This is a genomic window from Bacillus sp. FDAARGOS_235, assembly GCF_002073415.2.
In the GTDB taxonomy this organism is placed as follows: Bacteria; Bacillota; Bacilli; order Bacillales; family Bacillaceae_G; genus Bacillus_A; species Bacillus_A toyonensis.
Genome location: NZ_CP020437.2, coordinates 2,061,175 through 2,080,658 on the forward strand (window position 1 = coordinate 2,061,175; position 19,484 = coordinate 2,080,658).

Sequence of the window (19,484 nt, forward strand, 5' to 3'; positions counted from 1 at the left end):
TTAATTACCGATGGATTAGCGCCAAACGGGGCGATAATATCTGGTTCAAATCCAGCTAGTCCAACCAAAAAAATTTTTATAACTCTAAGGAGGATATATTCCTATGGCAAACCAAAGTTCTTACAATCAATTAGTAGTACCAGGAGCAACAGCTGCAATCGATCAAATGAAGTACGAAATCGCTCAAGAATTTGGTGTACAATTAGGAGCAGATTCTACGGCTCGTGCTAACGGTTCTGTTGGTGGAGAAATCACAAAACGTCTAGTTGCAATGGCTGAGCAAAGCCTTGGCGGATTCCAAAAATAAATATATATGGCAAAAAGGTCTCAAGGCATATGCCTTGAGACCTTTCTTAATTATTGAAGCATTTGTAAAAATTTCTTCGTGCGTTCTTCTTTTGGATTTGTAAATACATCCTCTGGTGTACCTTGTTCGACAACGACACCGCCATCCATGAAAATAACACGATTCGCAATTTGATGAGCAAAACGCATCTCATGCGTTACAATAACCATCGTCATGCCTTCTTTAGCAAGTTCTTTCATTACCTTTAGAACTTCTTGAACGAGTTCAGGATCAAGTGCTGACGTCGGTTCATCAAATAGTAACACTTCCGGTTCCATCGCAAGCGCGCGAGCAATTCCAACGCGCTGTTGTTGTCCACCTGATAATTGGAACGGATATAAATCCACTTTATCTGCTAAACCAACTTTTTCAAGGAAGTAGTTTGCTTTTTTCTTCGCTTCTTCTTTCCCCATCTTTTTCACTGTAACGAGCCCTTCCATTACATTTTGAATGGCTGTTAAATGCGGGAATAAGTTATGATGTTGGAACACCATTCCTGTTTGTGTACGAAGATTTACAATATCTTTCTTCGATACTTTTTGAGCGAAATCAAGCTCTTTATTGCCGATACGAATGCTACCAGCGTTCGGTGTTTCTAGAACGTTTAGGCAACGTAGAAACGTCGTTTTACCAGATCCAGAAGGTCCGATAATAACAACAACCTCGCCCTTCTCAACTGATAAATCTATATGCTTTAGTACGGTATTATCTCCGAAACTTTTTTGTAAGTGCTGAATTGAAATCATAAAAACAAAAACTCCTTTTGTAAAAGGATTATTTTAATGTGTAGCGTTCTGAACGCTTTTCTAACATCTGTTGTACGATTGATAATAAGAAACAAATAACCCAATAAATAAGACCTGCTTCAAAATAAACAATTAAAAACTCATAGTTCATTGCCGCAATTTCCTGCGCTTTTCGGAACATTTCTGTTACTAAAATTAACGATGCTAATGAAGTATCCTTCACTAAGCTAATAAATGTATTCGAAAGTGGCGGAATTGATACGCGCGTTGCTTGCGGTAAAATAACACGTTTTAATGCTTGTGGATATGTCATCCCAATTGTATAAGCTGCTTCCCACTGTCCTTTCGGAATTGAAAGGATAGAAGCACGAATAATTTCAGATGCATACGCACCAACATTTAATGAAAATCCAATAACTGCTGCTGTATATGGCTCAACTTCAATATTAAGAGTTGGAAGACCATAGAAAATAATAAATAACTGTACAAGAAGTGGCGTTCCGCGAATGATAGATACATAGATACGAGCAATCCATTGTAAAATACGACTACCTGAAATACGCGCGAGCGCTGTTAACGTCGCCAGTATAATTCCGATAATGAATGTAATAAGCGTTAATGGAATTGTCGTAAAGACAGCTTCCTTCAGCATAGGCATGAAGGAAGACTGCATAATATCTATCCAAGTAGACAATCGATCTGAAACCAATGCACTACTTAGATACATTTTCACCGAACCATTTTTTCGCTATTTTGTCGTACGTACCGTCTTTTTTCATATCTTCTAACGCTTTATCTACTTCTTGTACAAGCTTATCGCTACCTTTACGGAATAAGAATCCACTTTGTGAAGCTTCTTTTTCTGTATCTACAATTTTAATTTTTGCATCTTTTTTCGTTTCTAAGTAGTTTAATACTGATAACTTATCATTAATTGTGAAATCAACACGGCCAGTGTTTAATAATTCTGCCGCTTGGCTAAAGCCTTCTACGTTAGTAATTTCCGCACCATTTTTCTTAGCAATATCTGCATAGTTACTTGTTAAAGATTGCGCTGCTTTTAACCCTTTTACATCAGCAAATGTAGCAGGTTTATCTTTATCTTTTGCAATAACTAATACTGCTGAAGATGAAACGTATGGTTTAGAGAAATCATATTTCTTTTGACGATCTTCACGAATACCAACTTCGTTCGCAACCATATCGAAACGCTTCGCATCTAAACCAGCAAGTAAGCTATCCCATTGTGTTTCTTTAAATACAGGTTTTACACCTAAACGTTTTGCAACTTCTTCTGCTAATTCAACGTCAAATCCAGTTAATTTATTGCTTGAATCGTGGAACGTAAATGGTGGGTATGTACCTTCTGTACCAATTACAAGTTCACCGCTTTGTTTAATCTTTTGTAATGCGTCTTGACTAGCTGTATCTTTTTTCTCTTCTTTACCGCAGCCGGCTACAATCCCGATCGCTAATGTAGTTACTGCAAGCACTGAAAATAATTTTTTCATGATGGTAATCCTCCAAGTATTCTGATAGGAATTTAAAAACTATATTGATTGTATGCAATCTTGAACAATTTTTCAATGAAAATGTTCTTATTTAGTTTATCCTTTTTCTTCATAATCAAACAAAATGGAAAAATAACGCTACATACAAAAAATAAGTAACATTTTTTAATATAGCATTAATTGTAGGAAAGGTAAAATAATACTTATTATTATGTACCTTTATCGCCGACATTTTGCCAACAAAAAAGAACTTGCGACAATCGCAAGTTCTTCCCCGCATTAAGCGCTCTGATTCCCTTCCATTTGCGTTTTGTACATATCATAATAACGCCCACGCTTTTTCATTAATTCATCATGAGAACCTTTTTCTAAGATTGTTCCTCTATCGAGTACAATAATTTGATCCGCACTTTTAATCGTTGAAAGACGGTGAGCGATAATAAACGTCGTTCTCCCTTTTTTCACAACTTCTAGCGCTTGTTGAATCATTGCCTCTGTCTCTGTATCAATACTAGATGTTGCTTCATCTAAAATTAAAATGGCTGGATCAAAAGCGAGTGCTCTAGCAAACGATATAAGCTGACGTTCTCCGGTTGAAAGTGTACTTCCTTTCTCCGTAATTTCTTCGTTTATATTGTTCGCAAACCTTTCCGCACCCACATCACGTAATGCTTTTACGATGCGATCTTTTGAAATTTTTTCGTTCTCTAAGCTTACATTGGAAGCGACCGTCCCGCTAAATAAAAACGGATCTTGTAATACGATTCCCATATGCTCACGAGTTGCTTGTTTCGGCATTTCTTTTACATCGTGACCGTCAATCGTAAGCTTTCCTTTTTCAAACTCATAAAATTGAAAGAGTACATTCATAATGGAACTTTTTCCTGATCCAGTATGACCGACAAGTGCTACTGTCTCGCCTTGTTTCGCTTCAAAAGAAATATTTTTTAGCACTTCATCTTTTCCATTATAAGAAAACGAAACATTATCAAACTTCACATTTCCTTGCAAGCGAGGCATGCGCTCTTCTTCCACTGCCTCTCCCTTTTCCTCTAGCAATTCGAAGACACGCTCTGACGCAACGCGCGATTGTTCTAAGTTAGCAAGCTGATTTACCATATTTGTAATTGGTGAGAACAATCTCGTTAAATAATCGACAAACGCATACAGTATCCCTAGAGAAATGATGCCTGAAGCACTTAATGAAGCTCCCCCAAAATACCAAATCACACCTGTGAAAGCGATATTTCGTAATACAGACACTAAGTTATGCGAAGTTGCTGCATTTAAATTTAAAATTTTATTTTGATACTTAAAATAATCGCCATTTAATTCTTCAAACTCTTTTTTCGTTTCACGTTCTTGACGGAACGTTTGAATAATTGGCATCCCTTGAATCGATTCATTCACTGTACCGTTAATATCGGATAAACGTGAACGCATTTTATGATTGTATACAGATGCATACTTTCTATATAAAATCGCCCAAACAATTAAAATCGGGATAATTAATAAACAGAACGACGCAAGTTTCACATCGAGTAAAAATAGCGCTGCAAATATCCCGATAATATAAATGATACTAGAGACGAATGTCGCAAGCACTGTTACGTATAAATCCCGAATCGCCTCTGTATCATTCGTTACACGCGAAACGATTTTCCCTGCTGGTAAATGATCAAAGTACCTGATCGGTAACGTTTGAATATGAGAGAAGACGTCTTCCCTCATAATTTGAATAATTTTGTTTGCTGCCTTCTGTAAAAAAAACTGCTTTCCATATGCAAATAATGACACAATTACTAATAGAGCAAAATAGCCTCCACCAAGTAATAGTAGGGGGTTTATTTCTGGCTTATAAAACGCAAACACTTCTTCCTTCGTTAATGCTTTCGCTTTATACACTTGCACCGCCTTACCATTTTGAATGGTAATCATATCCCCTTTCACAGAACGTGACCCTTCAATATTTACTTTATTTGGTACAAAGTAATATTGAAAACCGACTTGCATCACGCGTACTTCTTTTCCTTTTTTCTCACCTTGTTCAAAGCGATCACTTCGCTTATAATAGGCGCCATTATATGAAACAGCATCTTCACTCTTTTCTGTCTCATACCAAGATTTTTCTATCGCGACGATATGATCGTCAATCATCGTTTTAGCGACGAACGGACCGGCAAGCTCAGCGATAACGAAAATAAATAACATCGCCATCGCTGCAAAAATCGTCCCTTTTACTTTCATCGCATATTGAAACAATCGTTTTGAAACACTCATATTTTCACCCCACTATCCGCACTCTCATTTTCACCTTGTTGTCTTTCAAACTGCTCAGCATACCAGCCTCCGTTTCGAAGTAACTGGTCATGCGTGCCTTCTTCCATAACTTCGCCGTCATCCATAACGAGAATCCAATCTGCATGTTGTACGGCAGATAAACGGTGCGTCGTAATAATCGTCGTCTTTCCGCTTCTTTCCGTTCTTATATTTTCAATGATCGCCGCTTCCGTACGAGCATCGACAGCTGATAACGAATCGTCCAAAATTAATATTTCTGGATTTTGAATAACCGCTCTCGCAATCGAAATCCTTTGCTTTTGCCCTCCTGATAACGAAACACCTTTCTCTCCAACGAGCGTTTCTAATCCTTCTGGTAAAAACTCTAAGTCTTTTGTAAACGCAGCAATTTCAATGGCTTTCTCGAGCTCTTCTTCAGTCGCTTCCCTGTTTCCGAATAAAATATTTTCCCTCGCTGTTTTTGAGAATAAAATGTGCTCCTGAGGTACATATCCAATCCACCCGAGTACATTATCACTCGTCATTTTATCTAATGTCACATCAGAAACTGCAATATCCCCTTCTCCAAGCGGATATTGACGAAGAAGCTGACGTACAAGCGTCGTTTTTCCGCTTCCTGTTTTTCCGACAACCCCTAGCGTTTCTCCTTGTTTTAATGTAAAAGAAACCTTTTTTAAATTTTCTTCAGATGATGAAGGATAGGAAAAAGAAACTTCATCAAACTGAATATAATCAGGCTCGTGTACAAGCTTTGGATTTTTCGGATTCTTTACATCCGGTTCATATGCTAACGTTTCATTCACACGATCTAACGAAGCATTTCCTCTTTGCATAACATTAATTAATTCGCCAATTGCAAACATCGGCCAAATCATCATCCCTAAATACACGTTAAAGGAAACGAGCTCACCAAGTGTCACCTTTGATTGAAATACAAGGTATGCACCATACACTAAACCAATTAAATAACTAAGTCCGACAAGCATTTTCACAGTTGGTTGGAATAACGCATCGATTCTTGCTACCTTCATATTTTTTTCGTAGACGTCATCTCCTAAATGATGAAATCTTTCCTGATCTGCGTTCTCTTGTACGTATGCACGAATCACCCGCACGCCAGCAATTGATTCAAGTACTTTATCATTCATATCACCGAACGCATCTTGCGCAACTGTAAACCTTTCATGCAATTTCTTTCCATATATATTCATCGCATATGCCATAATTGGCAGCGGTATAAGGGCCGCTAATGTAAGCTCCCAACTTATTGTAAATCCCATCATAAAAACGATTGTAAGCATATATAAACTAGAATCTACAAGCGTTAATATACCGAAACCAGCTGTCATAGCGATTGCTTTTAAATCGTTTGTTGCTCTCGCCATTAAATCGCCAGTACGATTTTTTTGATAAAACGTCGGTGTCATCTTGAGTAAATGCCCCATAAATTTCGAGCGCATCGTCTTCTCAAGTACGAACGCACCTCCAAATAATTGATGCTGCCAAACAAAAGTAAGGCCATATCCAACTATCGTAACTCCTATTAAAATAAGAATAGACTCCATAATTGCTGCATTCGTTAACGTTCCTGTTTTTATATTATCAATCGTAACCCCTAGTACTTTTGGGGGAATAACTTCAACTATATTTACAATTAAAAGCGCACCAATTGCGATACTATATCTCTTCCAATGCTCTTTAAAAAACCATCTTAACTTTAGTAATACTGAAAACAATGTAACCTCTCCCTTCTCGTTTTCGTTTCACTCTCATTTCTTTATCCGCTATCCAAACCAATCACATTTACATTTCGTAACCCATACAATCTCATCACATTTTTCCACCTTCCAAATTTCAGTTTTATAGTAACCATACAAAGTATGGAAACAAGCAAATTGGACAAAAAAAAGCATACCGTCGCTTGACGATATGCACAAGAATGCATAAAAGCGTACGTTACGATATACGCAACGTACGCTTTTTATAAGACAAAAATGCCCTATATATCCGTACGGGTTGCGTAATGATATGAATGTTTTCTGTTATTTAACAGAGCTAAGCCCATTACATTTACGATTACAATCATTACGCACACCCCTTTCATTTATTTTCCATTTATTATCTTACAACTATATTGAGTATTCTGTCAATTGTTTTTTTCGTTATAGAGTAAGATAGTCTTTTATCACAAAAAAATGAAGAATGGTTCATAACACGATAAATAAGTTAGAAATAAGGGAATCTTCTGTAAGAAAGGGCATACAAAATAAAAAAAGAATAAGAAATCGTTTTCACAAACATTTCATTTGAAAAATATTATCAAACCCCCTACAATCACCTTATACTCACTCTTACAAGTTGCTATTTTAGGAGGACTAATCATGACAACTAGCAATACGTACAAATTTTATTTAAACGGAGAATGGAGAGAAAGCTCTTCAGGACAAACAATCGACATTCCATCTCCATACTTACACGAAGTAATTGGTCAAGTACAAGCAATTACTCGCGGAGAAGTAGATGAAGCAATTGCATCTGCAAAAGAAGCTCAAAAATCATGGGCTGAAGCTTCTCTACAAGATCGCGCAAAATATTTATATAAATGGGCTGATGAGCTCGTAAATATGCAAGATGAAATTGCCGATATTATTATGAAAGAAGTCGGTAAAGGATATAAAGATGCGAAGAAAGAAGTTGTTCGTACAGCTGACTTCATTCGTTACACAATTGAAGAAGCTTTACATATGCACGGAGAAAGCATGATGGGCGATAGCTTCCCTGGCGGAACAAAATCAAAACTTGCGATTATCCAACGCGCACCACTTGGTGTTGTATTAGCAATCGCACCGTTTAACTACCCAGTAAACTTATCTGCTGCAAAACTTGCACCAGCATTAATTATGGGTAACGCTGTTATTTTCAAACCAGCAACTCAAGGTGCAATTAGCGGTATTAAAATGGTGGAAGCACTTCATAAAGCTGGCCTTCCAAAAGGTCTTGTAAACGTAGCTACAGGACGCGGTTCTGTAATTGGTGACTACTTAGTAGAACACGAAGGTATCAATATGGTATCGTTCACAGGTGGTACAAACACAGGTAAACATTTAGCGAAAAAAGCTGCAATGATTCCACTTGTATTAGAACTTGGTGGGAAAGACCCTGGTATCGTTCGTGAAGATGCTGACTTACAAGATGCTGCAAACCATATCGTAAGCGGTGCATTCTCTTACTCTGGTCAACGTTGTACAGCTATTAAACGTGTACTTGTACACGAAAACGTAGCAGACGAGCTTGTTGACTTAGTAAAAGCGCAAGTAGCTGAACTATCAGTTGGATCTCCAGAACAAGACAGCACAATCGTTCCATTAATTGACGATAAATCTGCTGACTTCGTTCAAGGTTTAGTTGACGATGCTGTTGAAAAAGGTGCAACAATCGTTATCGGTAACAAACGTGAGCGTAACTTAATTTACCCAACATTAATCGACCACGTAACAGAAGAAATGAAAGTTGCTTGGGAAGAGCCATTCGGCCCAATCCTTCCAATCATCCGCGTTTCTTCAGATGAGCAAGCAATTGAAATTGCTAACAAATCAGAGTTCGGCTTACAAGCAAGTGTCTTCACAAAAGACATTAACAAAGCATTTGCAATTGCTAACAAAATCGAAACTGGTTCTGTTCAAATTAACGGACGCACAGAGCGCGGACCTGATCACTTCCCATTCATCGGTGTAAAAGGTTCAGGTATGGGCGCACAAGGTATTCGTAAGAGCCTTGAGTCTATGACACGTGAAAAAGTAACTGTATTGAACTTAGTTTAATCTTATATAGAAGCTGATCTAGTTTTAGATCAGCTTCTTTTTATTTCACGAGTTGTTTTTCCATAGGTAAATTCACACATTCTACAGAAATTTCATATCCTAGCCAACGCTCAGCAATATGTTCAAATGATAAAACAGAGCCTGTTGTAAAAAATCGATGCTTCGGATTCAAATTGTCAGACAGGATTCCTTTGTGCTGTAAAATTGTGCTTAATTCTATCGCTGTTTCTTCTGCAGAACTAATAATCGTTACATCTTCTCCTAGTTCCTTTTTTATATAGGACTCTAAAAGTGGATAATGCGTACACCCAAGAATTAACGTATCTATATCTTCTTTCGTTAATGGCAGTAAAGCTTGTTTCACTTGCTGCGTTACATATGCTGTATCTTCTAATTGATTTTCTACAACTGTAGCTAAAGTCGGGCACGCGTGACTATGCACTTCCAAATATGTATCAAGCTCGTGTAATGCTTTTTCGTACATATTAGACTGTATCGTACCTACAGTTCCAATTACTCCGATTTCCCCTTTCTTTGTCACTTTAATTGCCGCTCTTGCTCCCGGATGTATAACGCCAATAACCGGAATAGACAGTGCTTCTTGCAGCGCAGTCAATGCAGCAGCTGCAGCAGTATTACATGCTACCACTAGCGCTTTTAACGGAAACTGTTTGAGGAACTCAACCATTTCAAATACGAAAGATTGTACCTCTTCTACACTTCTTGGCCCATACGGACAACGCTCATTATCACCAATATAATAAATGCTCTCTTTAGGCAATTGTCTTATAATTTCACTCGCAACTGTTAATCCCCCAACTCCCGAATCTAGCACACCTATTACTGAATGTTTATGACATACAGACATATACTTCATCCCCTTCTCAATCTTCTAGCGTCAATAACATTTATTATATTATGAAAATTCAATATTACATAATAATCCCTCTCTCTTTTAATCACAAACTCTTCTCTATAATCTGATTATTACTATATCCATTGACGTATAAAAATACATTTGTTACTCTTAAATACGTTAATTTAATATTTAAATCCTCATTCGTATCTCGGTGAGGTAGAGGTTGCAGTCATTAAGAGTATCATTTCAGGAGATGTAGTGGCATTGATGAAGAAATGGGAAAGGAATGATTGCCGAAGTAAGTCGTGTCCACCATGCACACTTGCTGGGTCTGCATTTAATAAGTGCAGAACTGTCACAAACGTTTCGTTTGTGGAGAGCTATCGAGAGGTATGTCGTGGGTTTCTTATAAGATAGAAAGCATGTAGCGGCAGATTACGTGCTTTTTTTGTTTTGTTTGGGACTTCTCTTCTCTAATCGGAAGACATACATATCTCCTCGCTTGACTTGGTTATACTAACTTTGGAGGTATTTTCTATGCAACAAAAAAAATGGGGCTTTTGGGTACTAACAGCTTTCGTTGTCGGTAATATGGTTGGCGCTGGGATTTTCATGGTGCCAAGTACATTGGCACAAACAGCAAGCCCACTCGGTGTCACTTTAGCTTGGTTAACAACAGGGTTTGGTGTTTTAATGCTAGCTCTTGTTTTCGGTAATTTAGCAATTCGTCGTCCTGATTTAACGACAGGACCACAAAGTCATGCATATGCTTTATTCTCAACACCAAAAAAGAAAAAAATGGCTGGTTTCAGTATGGTATGGGGATATTGGGTTGCAAACTGGGCAAGTAACGTTGCTATTATTACATCTTTCGCGGGATATTTATCACTCTTCTTCCCAATTATGAAAGATACACGACTACTATTTTCAATCGGTTCGTTTAACATAGAAGTCGGAAAACTAATTACATTTACGATTTGTTCCATCTTACTTTGGGGAACTCATATTATATTAACTAATGGTGTAAGCGGAGCTGGAAAGCTAAACTTCTTAGCAACAACAACGAAAGTGACTGGATTCCTTTTATTTATCGTCGTTACGTTATTTGCATTCGAAGCTTCTAAGTTTGGACAATGGTACACACCGATGATCGATAAATCAGGTGTATCACATGGTCTTCTTTCACAAGTAAATTTAGCCGCTCTTACAACGCTTTGGGCGTTTATCGGAATTGAATCAGCCGTTCTTTTATCAAACCGGGCTGTTTCTCCAAAAACGGTAAAACGGGCAACAGTTGCGGGATTACTTATTACAGTTGCAATTTACTTAGGAATTACAATTTTAACAATGGGTGTCCTTCACGTTGATACATTACAAGCTTCTGAACGTCCGTTAGCAGATGCACTAAATGCTGCAATGGGTCATGGCGGCGGGAAACTGATGGCATTACTTGCTCTTACTTCCCTATTCGGTTCTATCTTAGGCTGGATTTTATTAAGCTCAGAAGTACCGTATCAAGCAGCAAAAGAAGGTTTCTTCCCTTCCTTCTTCACAAAAACAAATAAAAAAGGAAGTCCAATTTACTCATTACGATTAACAAACATTATGTCGCAAGTATTCTTATTCTCAACATTATCAGGAACTATTGCGGAAGCTTATACATTCGTTATTACCGTATCAACACTGGCCTACCTCATTCCATATCTCGTTTCACCGATCTTCCAGTTAAAATTAGTCGCAACTGGTGAAACGTATAAAAATGAAATGCGGGCAAGAATTACAGATGGTATAGTCGCAGTGATCGCACTTTGCTACGCACTATGGGTTATAAAAACCGGTGCATCCGATATAAAAACGTTCCTTCTCGGAATTGGTTTATTCGTAATTGGATTTGCTTTCTATCCATTAATGAATCGTGATCAGAAAAAAAATAACGAAAAGAAAAACGGGCAAGTTGCATAACGCAATTTGCTCGTTTTTTCTTTTGTAAAACATATATAATAGAACAAAGAGGTGAAAAACATGTCAATTGAATCACTATGGAGCAGTCGCTTCCAACAACATATGCAAAATATCATTACATACTTTGCACGTATGATTAACGGTTTATTATATAGCTTTATCTTTATTTCATGCGTTGGCGCATATTATTATGCTCAGTTTCTAAAAGCATCTCCTTCTAAAGGAATATCTCTCATACTCATAACGACCGTTCTTACATTTATTATAATGAGATGTCCCATTCGCACCTTTATTCAAAAACCTGATGCTGTCTATTTGCTTGCATTAGAAGAGAAACTAACATCTTATTTTAAAAAATCTCTTCTATATAATTACATCATTCAGATTTTCCCATTATTATTTACGTTCCTTATTCTCGTTCCGCTGGCTATGCAATCATTACAATTAACTGTACCGTTCTTATGTACAATCTTTATCGTTTTAATGATTACGAAAGCTTGGAACCTGTACATATATTGGATGTGGCGTGATAGCCATGAAAAAAACATATGGTTCATTATTCGTATTGCTTGTAACGTCCTAATCATTTACATGCTATTTTACTCGGCACATGTTCTCATATTAGGCGGATTGCTCTTACTACTTGCTTTCCTACTTCTATATACGAAAAAACAGCCTACAAAACGAATACCGTGGGATTACATAATCGAGCAAGAAGAAAAAATGGATGTTCGCTTTTATCAATTTGCTAGCATCTTTACTGATGTTCCGCAACTTAATAAGCAAGTAAACAAAAGAAAATGGCTTACAAATTGGATTGAACCTTTATTACATAAAAAACGAGCAACTTTCTTCTATTTACATACACTAGCATTTTTACGCGGGAATGATTATTTCGGTATATATATTCGCTTAGGGCTGATTGGTGCCTTCGCCTTATATTTTATACCAAACACATACGTAAAAGGCGCTATCGCATATATCGTCCTATATATGATTTCTATGCAGCTTCGTTCCCTCTGGAAATATTTTTTGGGAAATATTATTGTAGCATTGTATCCGATTGATACTGAAAAACGAATGAATCAATTTCTTCGCTTAATCTTTATATTACTAAGCATTCAACTCATTGTATTTTCGAGTGTTATACTCATTGCTACAGGTCAATTACTACATACCTTGATTATTATGATAATCGGGGTAATCTGGATTAAATTTATTATTGTACCAAAAACGAAGCAACGTGTTTCTTCGTTTTAACGAAAAGAATTATCTTAAAAGCCAAGGAGAAAATAAATTATCTCCTTGGCTTTTTTATTTTTCTTCCTCAAACAACCGATATTTTATGATTTTTACATACAAAAACGATAATACATGTTTACGTCCTAATAAAAAGGGTATTTATTAAATTAACAGGGCAAAGGAACTGGAGGGAATGAAAAAACATGAATTAAAGTTTCACTTTATAAAAGGCATTGCTCAAGGATGATTCTGGAACCGATACTATAATATAAGGAGCTGACTGCAATGAGTAAAAAAATTGCTATTTTAATAACGGATTATTTCGAGGATACAGAATACACAGAGCCAGTAGAAGCTTTTAAGCAAAAGGGATATGAATTAACAACTATTGAAATGGAAAAAGGTAAAACGGTACACGGTAAGCAAAGAAAAAGTGAAGTCGTAATTGATAAAAGTATTGATGATGTTTCCCCAGAGAACTTTGATGCCCTCTTCATACCGGGCGGATTTTCCCCAGATATACTTCGTGCAGATGAACGTTTTGTTCACTTTAGCAAAACATTTATGGATGCGGAAAAACCCGTTTTCGCTATTTGTCACGGACCTCAGCTACTCATCACTGCACAAACACTTGAAGGACGCGATGTGACTGGATATAAATCCATTGAGGTCGATTTGAAAAATGCTGGCGGAAACTTTCATGATAAAGAAGTAGTCGTATGCCAAAATCAGCTAGTCACAAGTAGACAACCGGAAGATATCCCCGCTTTTATTGAAGAATCGTTGCGTATATTAGGATAGCTACTTTGGTTAACCTCTTTTATTTGTATGAAAAACAAAATGTAATCAGTGGGGGATTTATTTCATCCCCCACTGATTATTAGTTCACACTAATCACGTGTTTATGGGCAACCCGACTCCCACAAATACACCTCTTATCTCACTCTAAAATTCCCAATCACTATTCATAGGCAGTTCTCATATAGTGAAAATGACTATATAATTCCTATCCATAAGTTAAATCATGATTTTACACATATATAAATACAAAAGATGGGAGCCTAACTATGAACAATACTCCACCTTCAACGCCCCCAAATCCAACGGAAACGAATAATAATGAAGTGAGCTTACAAACGTTACGCGTCATTGGGCTTATTGTACTGATTAGTGGCTACATATTAGTAGCACTTTCTGAAGTAGGAACGTTAAAAAATCTTTTACTACAGCCGAATACCACTCCAAATTTAGCTGAAGTTGATCCGTTTTAAAAATGGTATAAAAAGCGCTCCTCATTATAACTGGTTCGCTTTTTATATCGTTTCACTTTATCCGATCTGAGAAACCTTCCCTTCATCTTGATATTTCTCTTTCCCTATCGCCTTCATAAATAATAAAATACTGCTCATACCAACAATAAAGTACAGAGCACTCATGCCCCAAGATGCAATAAATGAACCTAACATAACACCTAATGCCCCGTTCATTTTCGCCATTTGAAAGACCATCCCGTTAATCGCCATATAAGAACCTCTTGCCTCATCCGGCACCATATCTGCCATAATAGATTGACGCACTGGCACATACATCATCTCGCCTACCGTTTGGAAAAGCCCTGCAATTAATAAAATCGATAAGCTATTGCTCGTTCCGAGTATTGTAAATCCAATTGTATAAATGAATAAACCTACATATAAGATTTTCAAATCGTTGAAGCTTTTCAGCATTTTAATAAGGAGTGCCGAACATAACACAACTAAAATTGTATTCTCTGCTGAAATCCAGCTCATCATTCGAATACCTGTTAAATCAAACCTCACACCATTCCCAAAGAAAAAGTGCACCGTTTCAAATTCCTGCTGCAAACGTACTCCTAAATAATTATTAACCTGAAACTCTAAAGATAATGTACATATACTTGCTGCACAAAAAATTAAAAACGCTCTATCTTTTATTACGACTTTATAACTATCCGCCATATCTTTTAATACATTTTTCTTCTCCACCGTTTTTCGTGCTACATACACTTCTTCCATATATAGAGCCATCACATATAAAGTAATAACTGCAATAACTGTTAATCCAATAAACAATTGTAATCTATAGTTTTCAAACAATAGTCCTCCAAATATCGCTCCAATTGCAATGGATAAATTAATCGCCCAGTAGTTAATGCTGTACATCACTTTTCGATTTTCTGGTGTACTCACATCAATTAACATCGCCTCTGTCGCAGGATTCATAAGACCAGACCCTAAACTATTCACTAACATAAAGATAAATGTTAGCCACGGTGAATCTACATAATCTGAATTTGCAATCCCCATACAAGCGATTGAAATGACTTGTATACTTTGACCGATAATCATTACTTTTTTACGACCAAGTCGATCCCCAACATATCCGCCGTATAAACCAATTACTAATGAAGCAATTACATTAATAAGTAGCAACGCACCAGCAATTGCACTACCTAATTTTATTGAAAAATAAATCGCCATAAATGGAAAAATCATCGTGGATACAGTACGTGTTAAAAACGAAGTTATAATTCTAATTTTTATATTTCGATGCATACTCCAAAATCCCATCGTTTCCCCCTCCTTATGCTTACTTATTTTACTTTGAAAAAAAGGAAGAAAAAGGTTAGAATATTCTAAAGAGTTTCCCCTTTTATGATAGAAGGAAGTGTATATATGAAAATTATGGACTATTACATTAGACTAAGACTACATGCACAAGATCAACAACATATGCGAAATAGCTTACAAGAATTAGCGGATGTTTTATATTGCAGTACTAAAAACGTAAAGATTGTATTAAAGAAAATGAGCGAGGAGCAATTAATTAACTGGACTCCAGGGCGAGGCCGCGGGAATAAAACGGAAATTCTATTTATACATAATTTCGTAGAAGCGATTGAGTCCTATACAGATGAACTGTTAGCGCAAGAAAAATTAAAAGATATCTTTCTTCTTTTAAAAGAACCCCTACCCCTTGCACTTCAAAAAAAGATAGAAAATAAACTACATCATCATTTTGGATACGAACCTTCAAATGATATGTACGACATATTAAAGATTCCTATATCGAGAAAGATATTTCCATTAGATCCGGCTTTTGTGGCTGTAACTACAGAGAGCCATCTTACGAGTCAAATTTTTGATACGTTAGTCGTTTATAACGATGTTACTGAAAAAATGGAACCACACATTGCGCATACGTGGGAATTAAGTGAAGACGGGCTTACGTGGACTTTTTATTTACGAAAGGATGTATATTTTCATAACGAAACAGTTTTAACTTCTAAAGATGTACGATTTTCATTTGAAAGACTAAAAGAAATTCACTCTCCTTTCGAATGGTTAACAGAAGAAATTGTTCAAATTGAAACACCATCACCATTGCAAATTCGATTCCATTTGGCAAAACCAAATTTATTTTTCTTACACTATGTAAGTTCCATACAACTAGCAATTTTACCGCGTGATGTGAGTATCCAAAATCATCATTACATAGGTACTGGACCTTTCAAACTTGCTCATTACTCTGAAGATAATATCGTGTTCGAAGCGTTCACTCATTATTTTAAAGAGCGCGCGTTATTAGACCGTATTGAATTTTGGGGTATTCCTGATCATGTACAAATCGATGCTGATTATGAACTACCAAATGAAGAAGAAAATGAAAGGCATAATATACAAATAGAAGAAATAGGTTGTATTTATGCTAGCTTCAACTTAAAAAAAACCGGTCCTCATCATGACATGTACTTTCGAAAGGCTTGGAGAGAACTATATGATGTTGAAACGATAATTCGTAGCATAGAAGGTAGACGAACAATTGCTGCATCAAGCTTTTTCCCTGAAAGAAGTCGCCAAGTTCCTAATAGGTCCTACTCTTTAGAAAAAGCGAAAGAGTATTTGAAAAAGAGTACCTATAATGGAGAAACGGTACATATTTATTTCTTCGCATTTAAAGACAGTGCAAATGACGCACATTTCCTAAAAGAACGTTGCGAACAATTAGGAATACGCGTAGAACTTCACCCATTTCTCGTTTCAGATTATATGGATTGTTCTATTGATCAACATGCTGATATTATTTTCATGGGAGAAGTATTTGCTGCCGATCATGAACTTGCATTCTTAAATGTATTTAAAAATAAAAGTTGCTTCGTAAACCGGTTCATGGACCCGCACTATGAAAAACAAATTAACTGTTTGCTAGATACATTTTTATTAGAAGGAAATAAGGAGAAGCGCTACGAGCTCATGTATGAAATCGAAGAATTTTTACAAACAGAACACATCATTTTATTTAACTATCACGTTTTAAAAAGAAAAACATATCCTTCTCCTTTAAAAAACGTAACGATTGATTCATTCGGTTGGGCAAATTTTGCAAAGTTATGGATACAGCCATCCATGTCTTAAAATGTGAGTCATTATAAAAGGAGAGGAACTATGAAACACAACCTAGAAAAAAGACTTTCCTATCTATACACAGGTGAGTTATTTTCAGTCATTACTTTTATCTTCACAAGTTACTTACTTAATTATGCTTATCCTACATTACATTTATATTCCCTATATTCTTTTTGGGTCTCATTTCTTCTTTTAGAGTTTATCTTATTACAAGGAGTAATTTACTGGTACGTAAAGTGGAAACGACTAAAAAAAGAGAAAACATCTGTTACGCCCATTAGGATGATTCAATATTTAAAAATACTTAAAAAGATAAATATAGCATTCATTATCACGGGATTTATTACGTTTACTATTGATTTTGTAATTTGGTATCCCCACTTACCTTTAGGTGGGCTATCATTCACCCTATTTATTTATATTTTTGCATTACTTGAGTACATTAACTATTATCATACTCAGCTTTCATACGATAACATCTCTGATATGAAACATTTAATCAAATCAAAAAAACTAAAGCAGTCCTGTATAAGTAAAGATTTTCAACGTATTTCATAAAAGAGAAGGTACTACATCCTTAGTAGTACCTTCTTCACAATACAAACTATTATTGAATTACTCCATCCAAGTGATTTTTCAAGTTCAATAAATATTGCTCAATATCCGGATTCTTCACCACATCATAACAAGCAAAACTCTTTAACGGACTCATGCCAAGAAACTTTTGTACGCGATGTAAGTGACTAAGCGCTGACTCTAAACTTTCTCCTTCAAAAAACTTCGTCTTATCTCCAAATGCTTTTTCAGGTGCATTCCAAGTTGTAGAAAACATATATTGCTTCTCTTTTAGTAAACCACCTGTTCCATATTCATCAGCACCTTTAAAGAACAAACCGTATTCATACACTTCATCCATATATGTTTTAAATAGTCCCGGTACACTAAACCAATAAATTGGTGTTTGATAAATCACAACATCCGCCCATAAAAACTTCTCTTGCTCTTCTTTAATACTATAGCCATCTTGAATCGTTGTTGTTTTCACATGATGATTCTCGCTTAATACTGTTACCATATAATCTACTAACGTTCTATTTAATCGTCCTTCTTTCGTACCGTATTTCTCATGTCCATTTATAATAAAAATATTTTTCATCGCTTTTCTCTCCCCTATATGATCTACTCTTCAGCTATTAAGCCCAGTTGCTGCTTCAGCGTAAGATTATCTTCTAAATGCCAGTCTTCCGTGATCTTTCCGTCTTTCACATGTAACATATCAATTGCAAAAAAATTGATTTTCTTATCATTATGCGTTCCCGTAAAAGAAAGACGAGCTGTTACTTTATCACCAACGACTAATAAATCTTCAATCTCGCAATGTATATTAGGAACGACTTTACGAAAATTTTGTGCCGCAACCTTTAATCCTTCAGTACCTTGCGGACGACCTTTCGGTAATGTATTATCAAAGAAATTTTCCGTAACAGTATGCGGAATAAGATTCTCTTTACCTGTATCCCAAAATGCATAAAAACGCTGCGCTGCATGAACCATTTCTGTCGCTTCCTTTTTACTTAATGAAGAATCAATTGTCATTGCTTTTGGCTTTGGCATTTCTTTTAATAAATGAATTTCAGTTTTTTCTTCCACGCCGCATGCTACAAGTACAATACAAACAACAAACAAACTAAGGAACATAAACAATTTTTTCATACTCATGGAAATCACCTCCTCTTCATCTAAACCCTTTTTATTTCATATTGCTATTGTATATGCACTAACTTTCTTTATGGAAGTAGTGATATTTTTTTCATATAGTTACCAAAAGTATAGTTTTGTGATACTATAAAGCAAATTCATTCAAAAAATTTTTATGGAGGCTAGTTCCATGAACAATATAGATTCAGTTGTATTAACGAAAGGTTTACCTGGCATACCTTGTCCTATCGCTAAAACGCTTGACGTAATCAGTACAAAATGGACGTTTTTAATCATTCGTGACCTTCTTATTGAAGGAACTTTACGTTTTAGTGATTTACAAAAATCAATGGACGGCATCAGCCCAAAAACATTATCGCTTCGCCTAAAAGAATTGGAAGCACAAGGGATTATAACGCGAAAAGTATATCCAGAAGTTCCGCCCCGCGTAGAGTACACTTTAACGGATAAAGGAAAGCAGTTAGAGGGGATTTTTATTGAATTAAAGCGGTTTGGATTAAGTTTATAAACGAAAAGCCCCTTACCATACAAATAGTAAGAGGCTTTTCAT

18 protein-coding genes and 1 riboswitch are annotated in these 19,484 nt (G+C 36.2%); of the genes, 9 read left to right on the forward strand and 9 right to left on the reverse strand.

All coding sequences use genetic code 11. The features are described 5' to 3' along the window. The first annotated feature begins 103 nt into the window (after positions 1–103). Positions 104–307 (forward strand): small acid-soluble spore protein, SasP family, encoded by a 204-nt coding sequence (gene sasP, locus A6J74_RS12470; protein WP_000013349.1) that lies wholly within the window; start codon positions 104–106, stop codon positions 305–307. Between the two features lie 50 nt (positions 308–357). Here sasP and A6J74_RS12475 read toward each other — a convergent pair whose 3' ends face one another. From A6J74_RS12475 to A6J74_RS12500, 5 genes are all read right to left on the reverse strand, one after another. Next, complete coding sequence (locus A6J74_RS12475; RefSeq protein WP_000623596.1) at positions 358–1,092, reverse strand: amino acid ABC transporter ATP-binding protein; 735 nt, start codon at positions 1,090–1,092, stop codon at positions 358–360. A gap of 28 nt (positions 1,093–1,120) precedes the next feature. Continuing rightward, a complete protein-coding gene (locus A6J74_RS12480) occupies positions 1,121–1,819 on the reverse strand; it encodes an amino acid ABC transporter permease (protein ID WP_000281495.1) in 699 nt (232 codons plus the stop codon). After that, positions 1,806–2,603, reverse strand: a complete 798-nt coding sequence (locus tag A6J74_RS12485) for an amino acid ABC transporter substrate-binding protein (RefSeq protein WP_000732848.1) — start codon at positions 2,601–2,603, stop codon at positions 1,806–1,808. Before A6J74_RS12485 ends, A6J74_RS12480 begins: the two co-directional genes overlap by 14 nt. Before the next feature lie 279 nt (positions 2,604–2,882). Then, positions 2,883–4,883, reverse strand: coding sequence for an ABC transporter ATP-binding protein (locus tag A6J74_RS12495; protein ID WP_000116604.1), 2,001 nt, complete (start codon positions 4,881–4,883; stop codon positions 2,883–2,885). After that, on the reverse strand, positions 4,880–6,640 hold the full coding sequence (locus tag A6J74_RS12500; RefSeq protein WP_000493208.1) for an ABC transporter ATP-binding protein: 1,761 nt from the start codon (positions 6,638–6,640) through the stop codon (positions 4,880–4,882). The genes A6J74_RS12495 and A6J74_RS12500 overlap by 4 nt, the downstream gene beginning before the upstream one ends. 645 nt (positions 6,641–7,285) lie before the next feature. On the opposite strand from A6J74_RS12500, the gene gapN reads away from it, so the two are divergent. After that, positions 7,286–8,725: an NADP-dependent glyceraldehyde-3-phosphate dehydrogenase gene (gene gapN, locus A6J74_RS12515; protein WP_000213647.1), complete on the forward strand. Its 1,440-nt coding sequence runs from the start codon at positions 7,286–7,288 to the stop codon at positions 8,723–8,725. A 40-nt stretch (positions 8,726–8,765) separates the two neighbouring features. Here the strand turns inward: gapN and racE are convergent, their stop codons facing one another. Next, the gene (gene racE, locus A6J74_RS12520) at positions 8,766–9,593 is read right to left on the reverse strand and encodes a glutamate racemase (protein ID WP_000109657.1); all 828 of its coding nucleotides are present in this window, start codon (positions 9,591–9,593) and stop codon (positions 8,766–8,768) included. Positions 9,594–9,793: 200 nt separating this feature from the next. Next, a riboswitch (Lysine riboswitch) is annotated at positions 9,794–9,975 on the forward strand. 146 nt (positions 9,976–10,121) lie between these two features. Between racE and A6J74_RS12525 the strand changes: the two genes are divergently transcribed. The 4 genes from A6J74_RS12525 to A6J74_RS12540 all read left to right on the forward strand — a co-directional run bounded on the left by A6J74_RS12525 (position 10,122) and on the right by A6J74_RS12540 (position 14,059). Continuing rightward, positions 10,122–11,546: an amino acid permease gene (locus tag A6J74_RS12525; RefSeq protein ID WP_001186296.1), complete on the forward strand. Its 1,425-nt coding sequence runs from the start codon at positions 10,122–10,124 to the stop codon at positions 11,544–11,546. Between the two features lie 60 nt (positions 11,547–11,606). Then, positions 11,607–12,806: an ABC transporter permease gene (locus A6J74_RS12530; protein ID WP_000021402.1), complete on the forward strand. Its 1,200-nt coding sequence runs from the start codon at positions 11,607–11,609 to the stop codon at positions 12,804–12,806. A 267-nt stretch (positions 12,807–13,073) separates the two neighbouring features. Beyond that, positions 13,074–13,589 (forward strand): type 1 glutamine amidotransferase domain-containing protein, encoded by a 516-nt coding sequence (locus A6J74_RS12535; protein WP_000037539.1) that lies wholly within the window; start codon positions 13,074–13,076, stop codon positions 13,587–13,589. A 266-nt stretch (positions 13,590–13,855) separates the two neighbouring features. Continuing rightward, positions 13,856–14,059: a hypothetical protein gene (locus A6J74_RS12540; RefSeq protein ID WP_001066489.1), complete on the forward strand. Its 204-nt coding sequence runs from the start codon at positions 13,856–13,858 to the stop codon at positions 14,057–14,059. A 57-nt stretch (positions 14,060–14,116) separates the two neighbouring features. On the opposite strand, the gene A6J74_RS12545 is transcribed toward A6J74_RS12540, so the two are convergent. Then, positions 14,117–15,379: an MDR family MFS transporter gene (locus tag A6J74_RS12545; RefSeq protein ID WP_000508184.1), complete on the reverse strand. Its 1,263-nt coding sequence runs from the start codon at positions 15,377–15,379 to the stop codon at positions 14,117–14,119. An 84-nt stretch (positions 15,380–15,463) separates the two neighbouring features. Here A6J74_RS12545 and A6J74_RS12550 point away from each other — a divergent pair, with 84 nt between their 5' ends. Together A6J74_RS12550 and A6J74_RS12555 are read left to right on the forward strand one after the other, a co-directional pair. Continuing rightward, positions 15,464–17,224: an SgrR family transcriptional regulator gene (locus tag A6J74_RS12550; protein WP_000569527.1), complete on the forward strand. Its 1,761-nt coding sequence runs from the start codon at positions 15,464–15,466 to the stop codon at positions 17,222–17,224. 30 nt (positions 17,225–17,254) lie between these two features. After that, a complete protein-coding gene (locus tag A6J74_RS12555) occupies positions 17,255–17,773 on the forward strand; it encodes a hypothetical protein (protein ID WP_000682229.1) in 519 nt (172 codons plus the stop codon). Between the two features lie 49 nt (positions 17,774–17,822). Here A6J74_RS12555 and A6J74_RS12560 read toward each other — a convergent pair whose 3' ends face one another. Then, positions 17,823–18,371, reverse strand: coding sequence for an NAD(P)H-dependent oxidoreductase (locus A6J74_RS12560; RefSeq protein ID WP_000789203.1), 549 nt, complete (start codon positions 18,369–18,371; stop codon positions 17,823–17,825). A gap of 23 nt (positions 18,372–18,394) precedes the next feature. Next, complete coding sequence (locus A6J74_RS12565) at positions 18,395–18,934, reverse strand: ester cyclase (protein ID WP_000061962.1); 540 nt, start codon at positions 18,932–18,934, stop codon at positions 18,395–18,397. Between the two features lie 169 nt (positions 18,935–19,103). Here A6J74_RS12565 and A6J74_RS12570 point away from each other — a divergent pair, with 169 nt between their 5' ends. Further along, a complete protein-coding gene (locus tag A6J74_RS12570) occupies positions 19,104–19,442 on the forward strand; it encodes a winged helix-turn-helix transcriptional regulator (RefSeq protein WP_001059478.1) in 339 nt (112 codons plus the stop codon). Positions 19,443–19,484 lie beyond the last annotated feature (42 nt).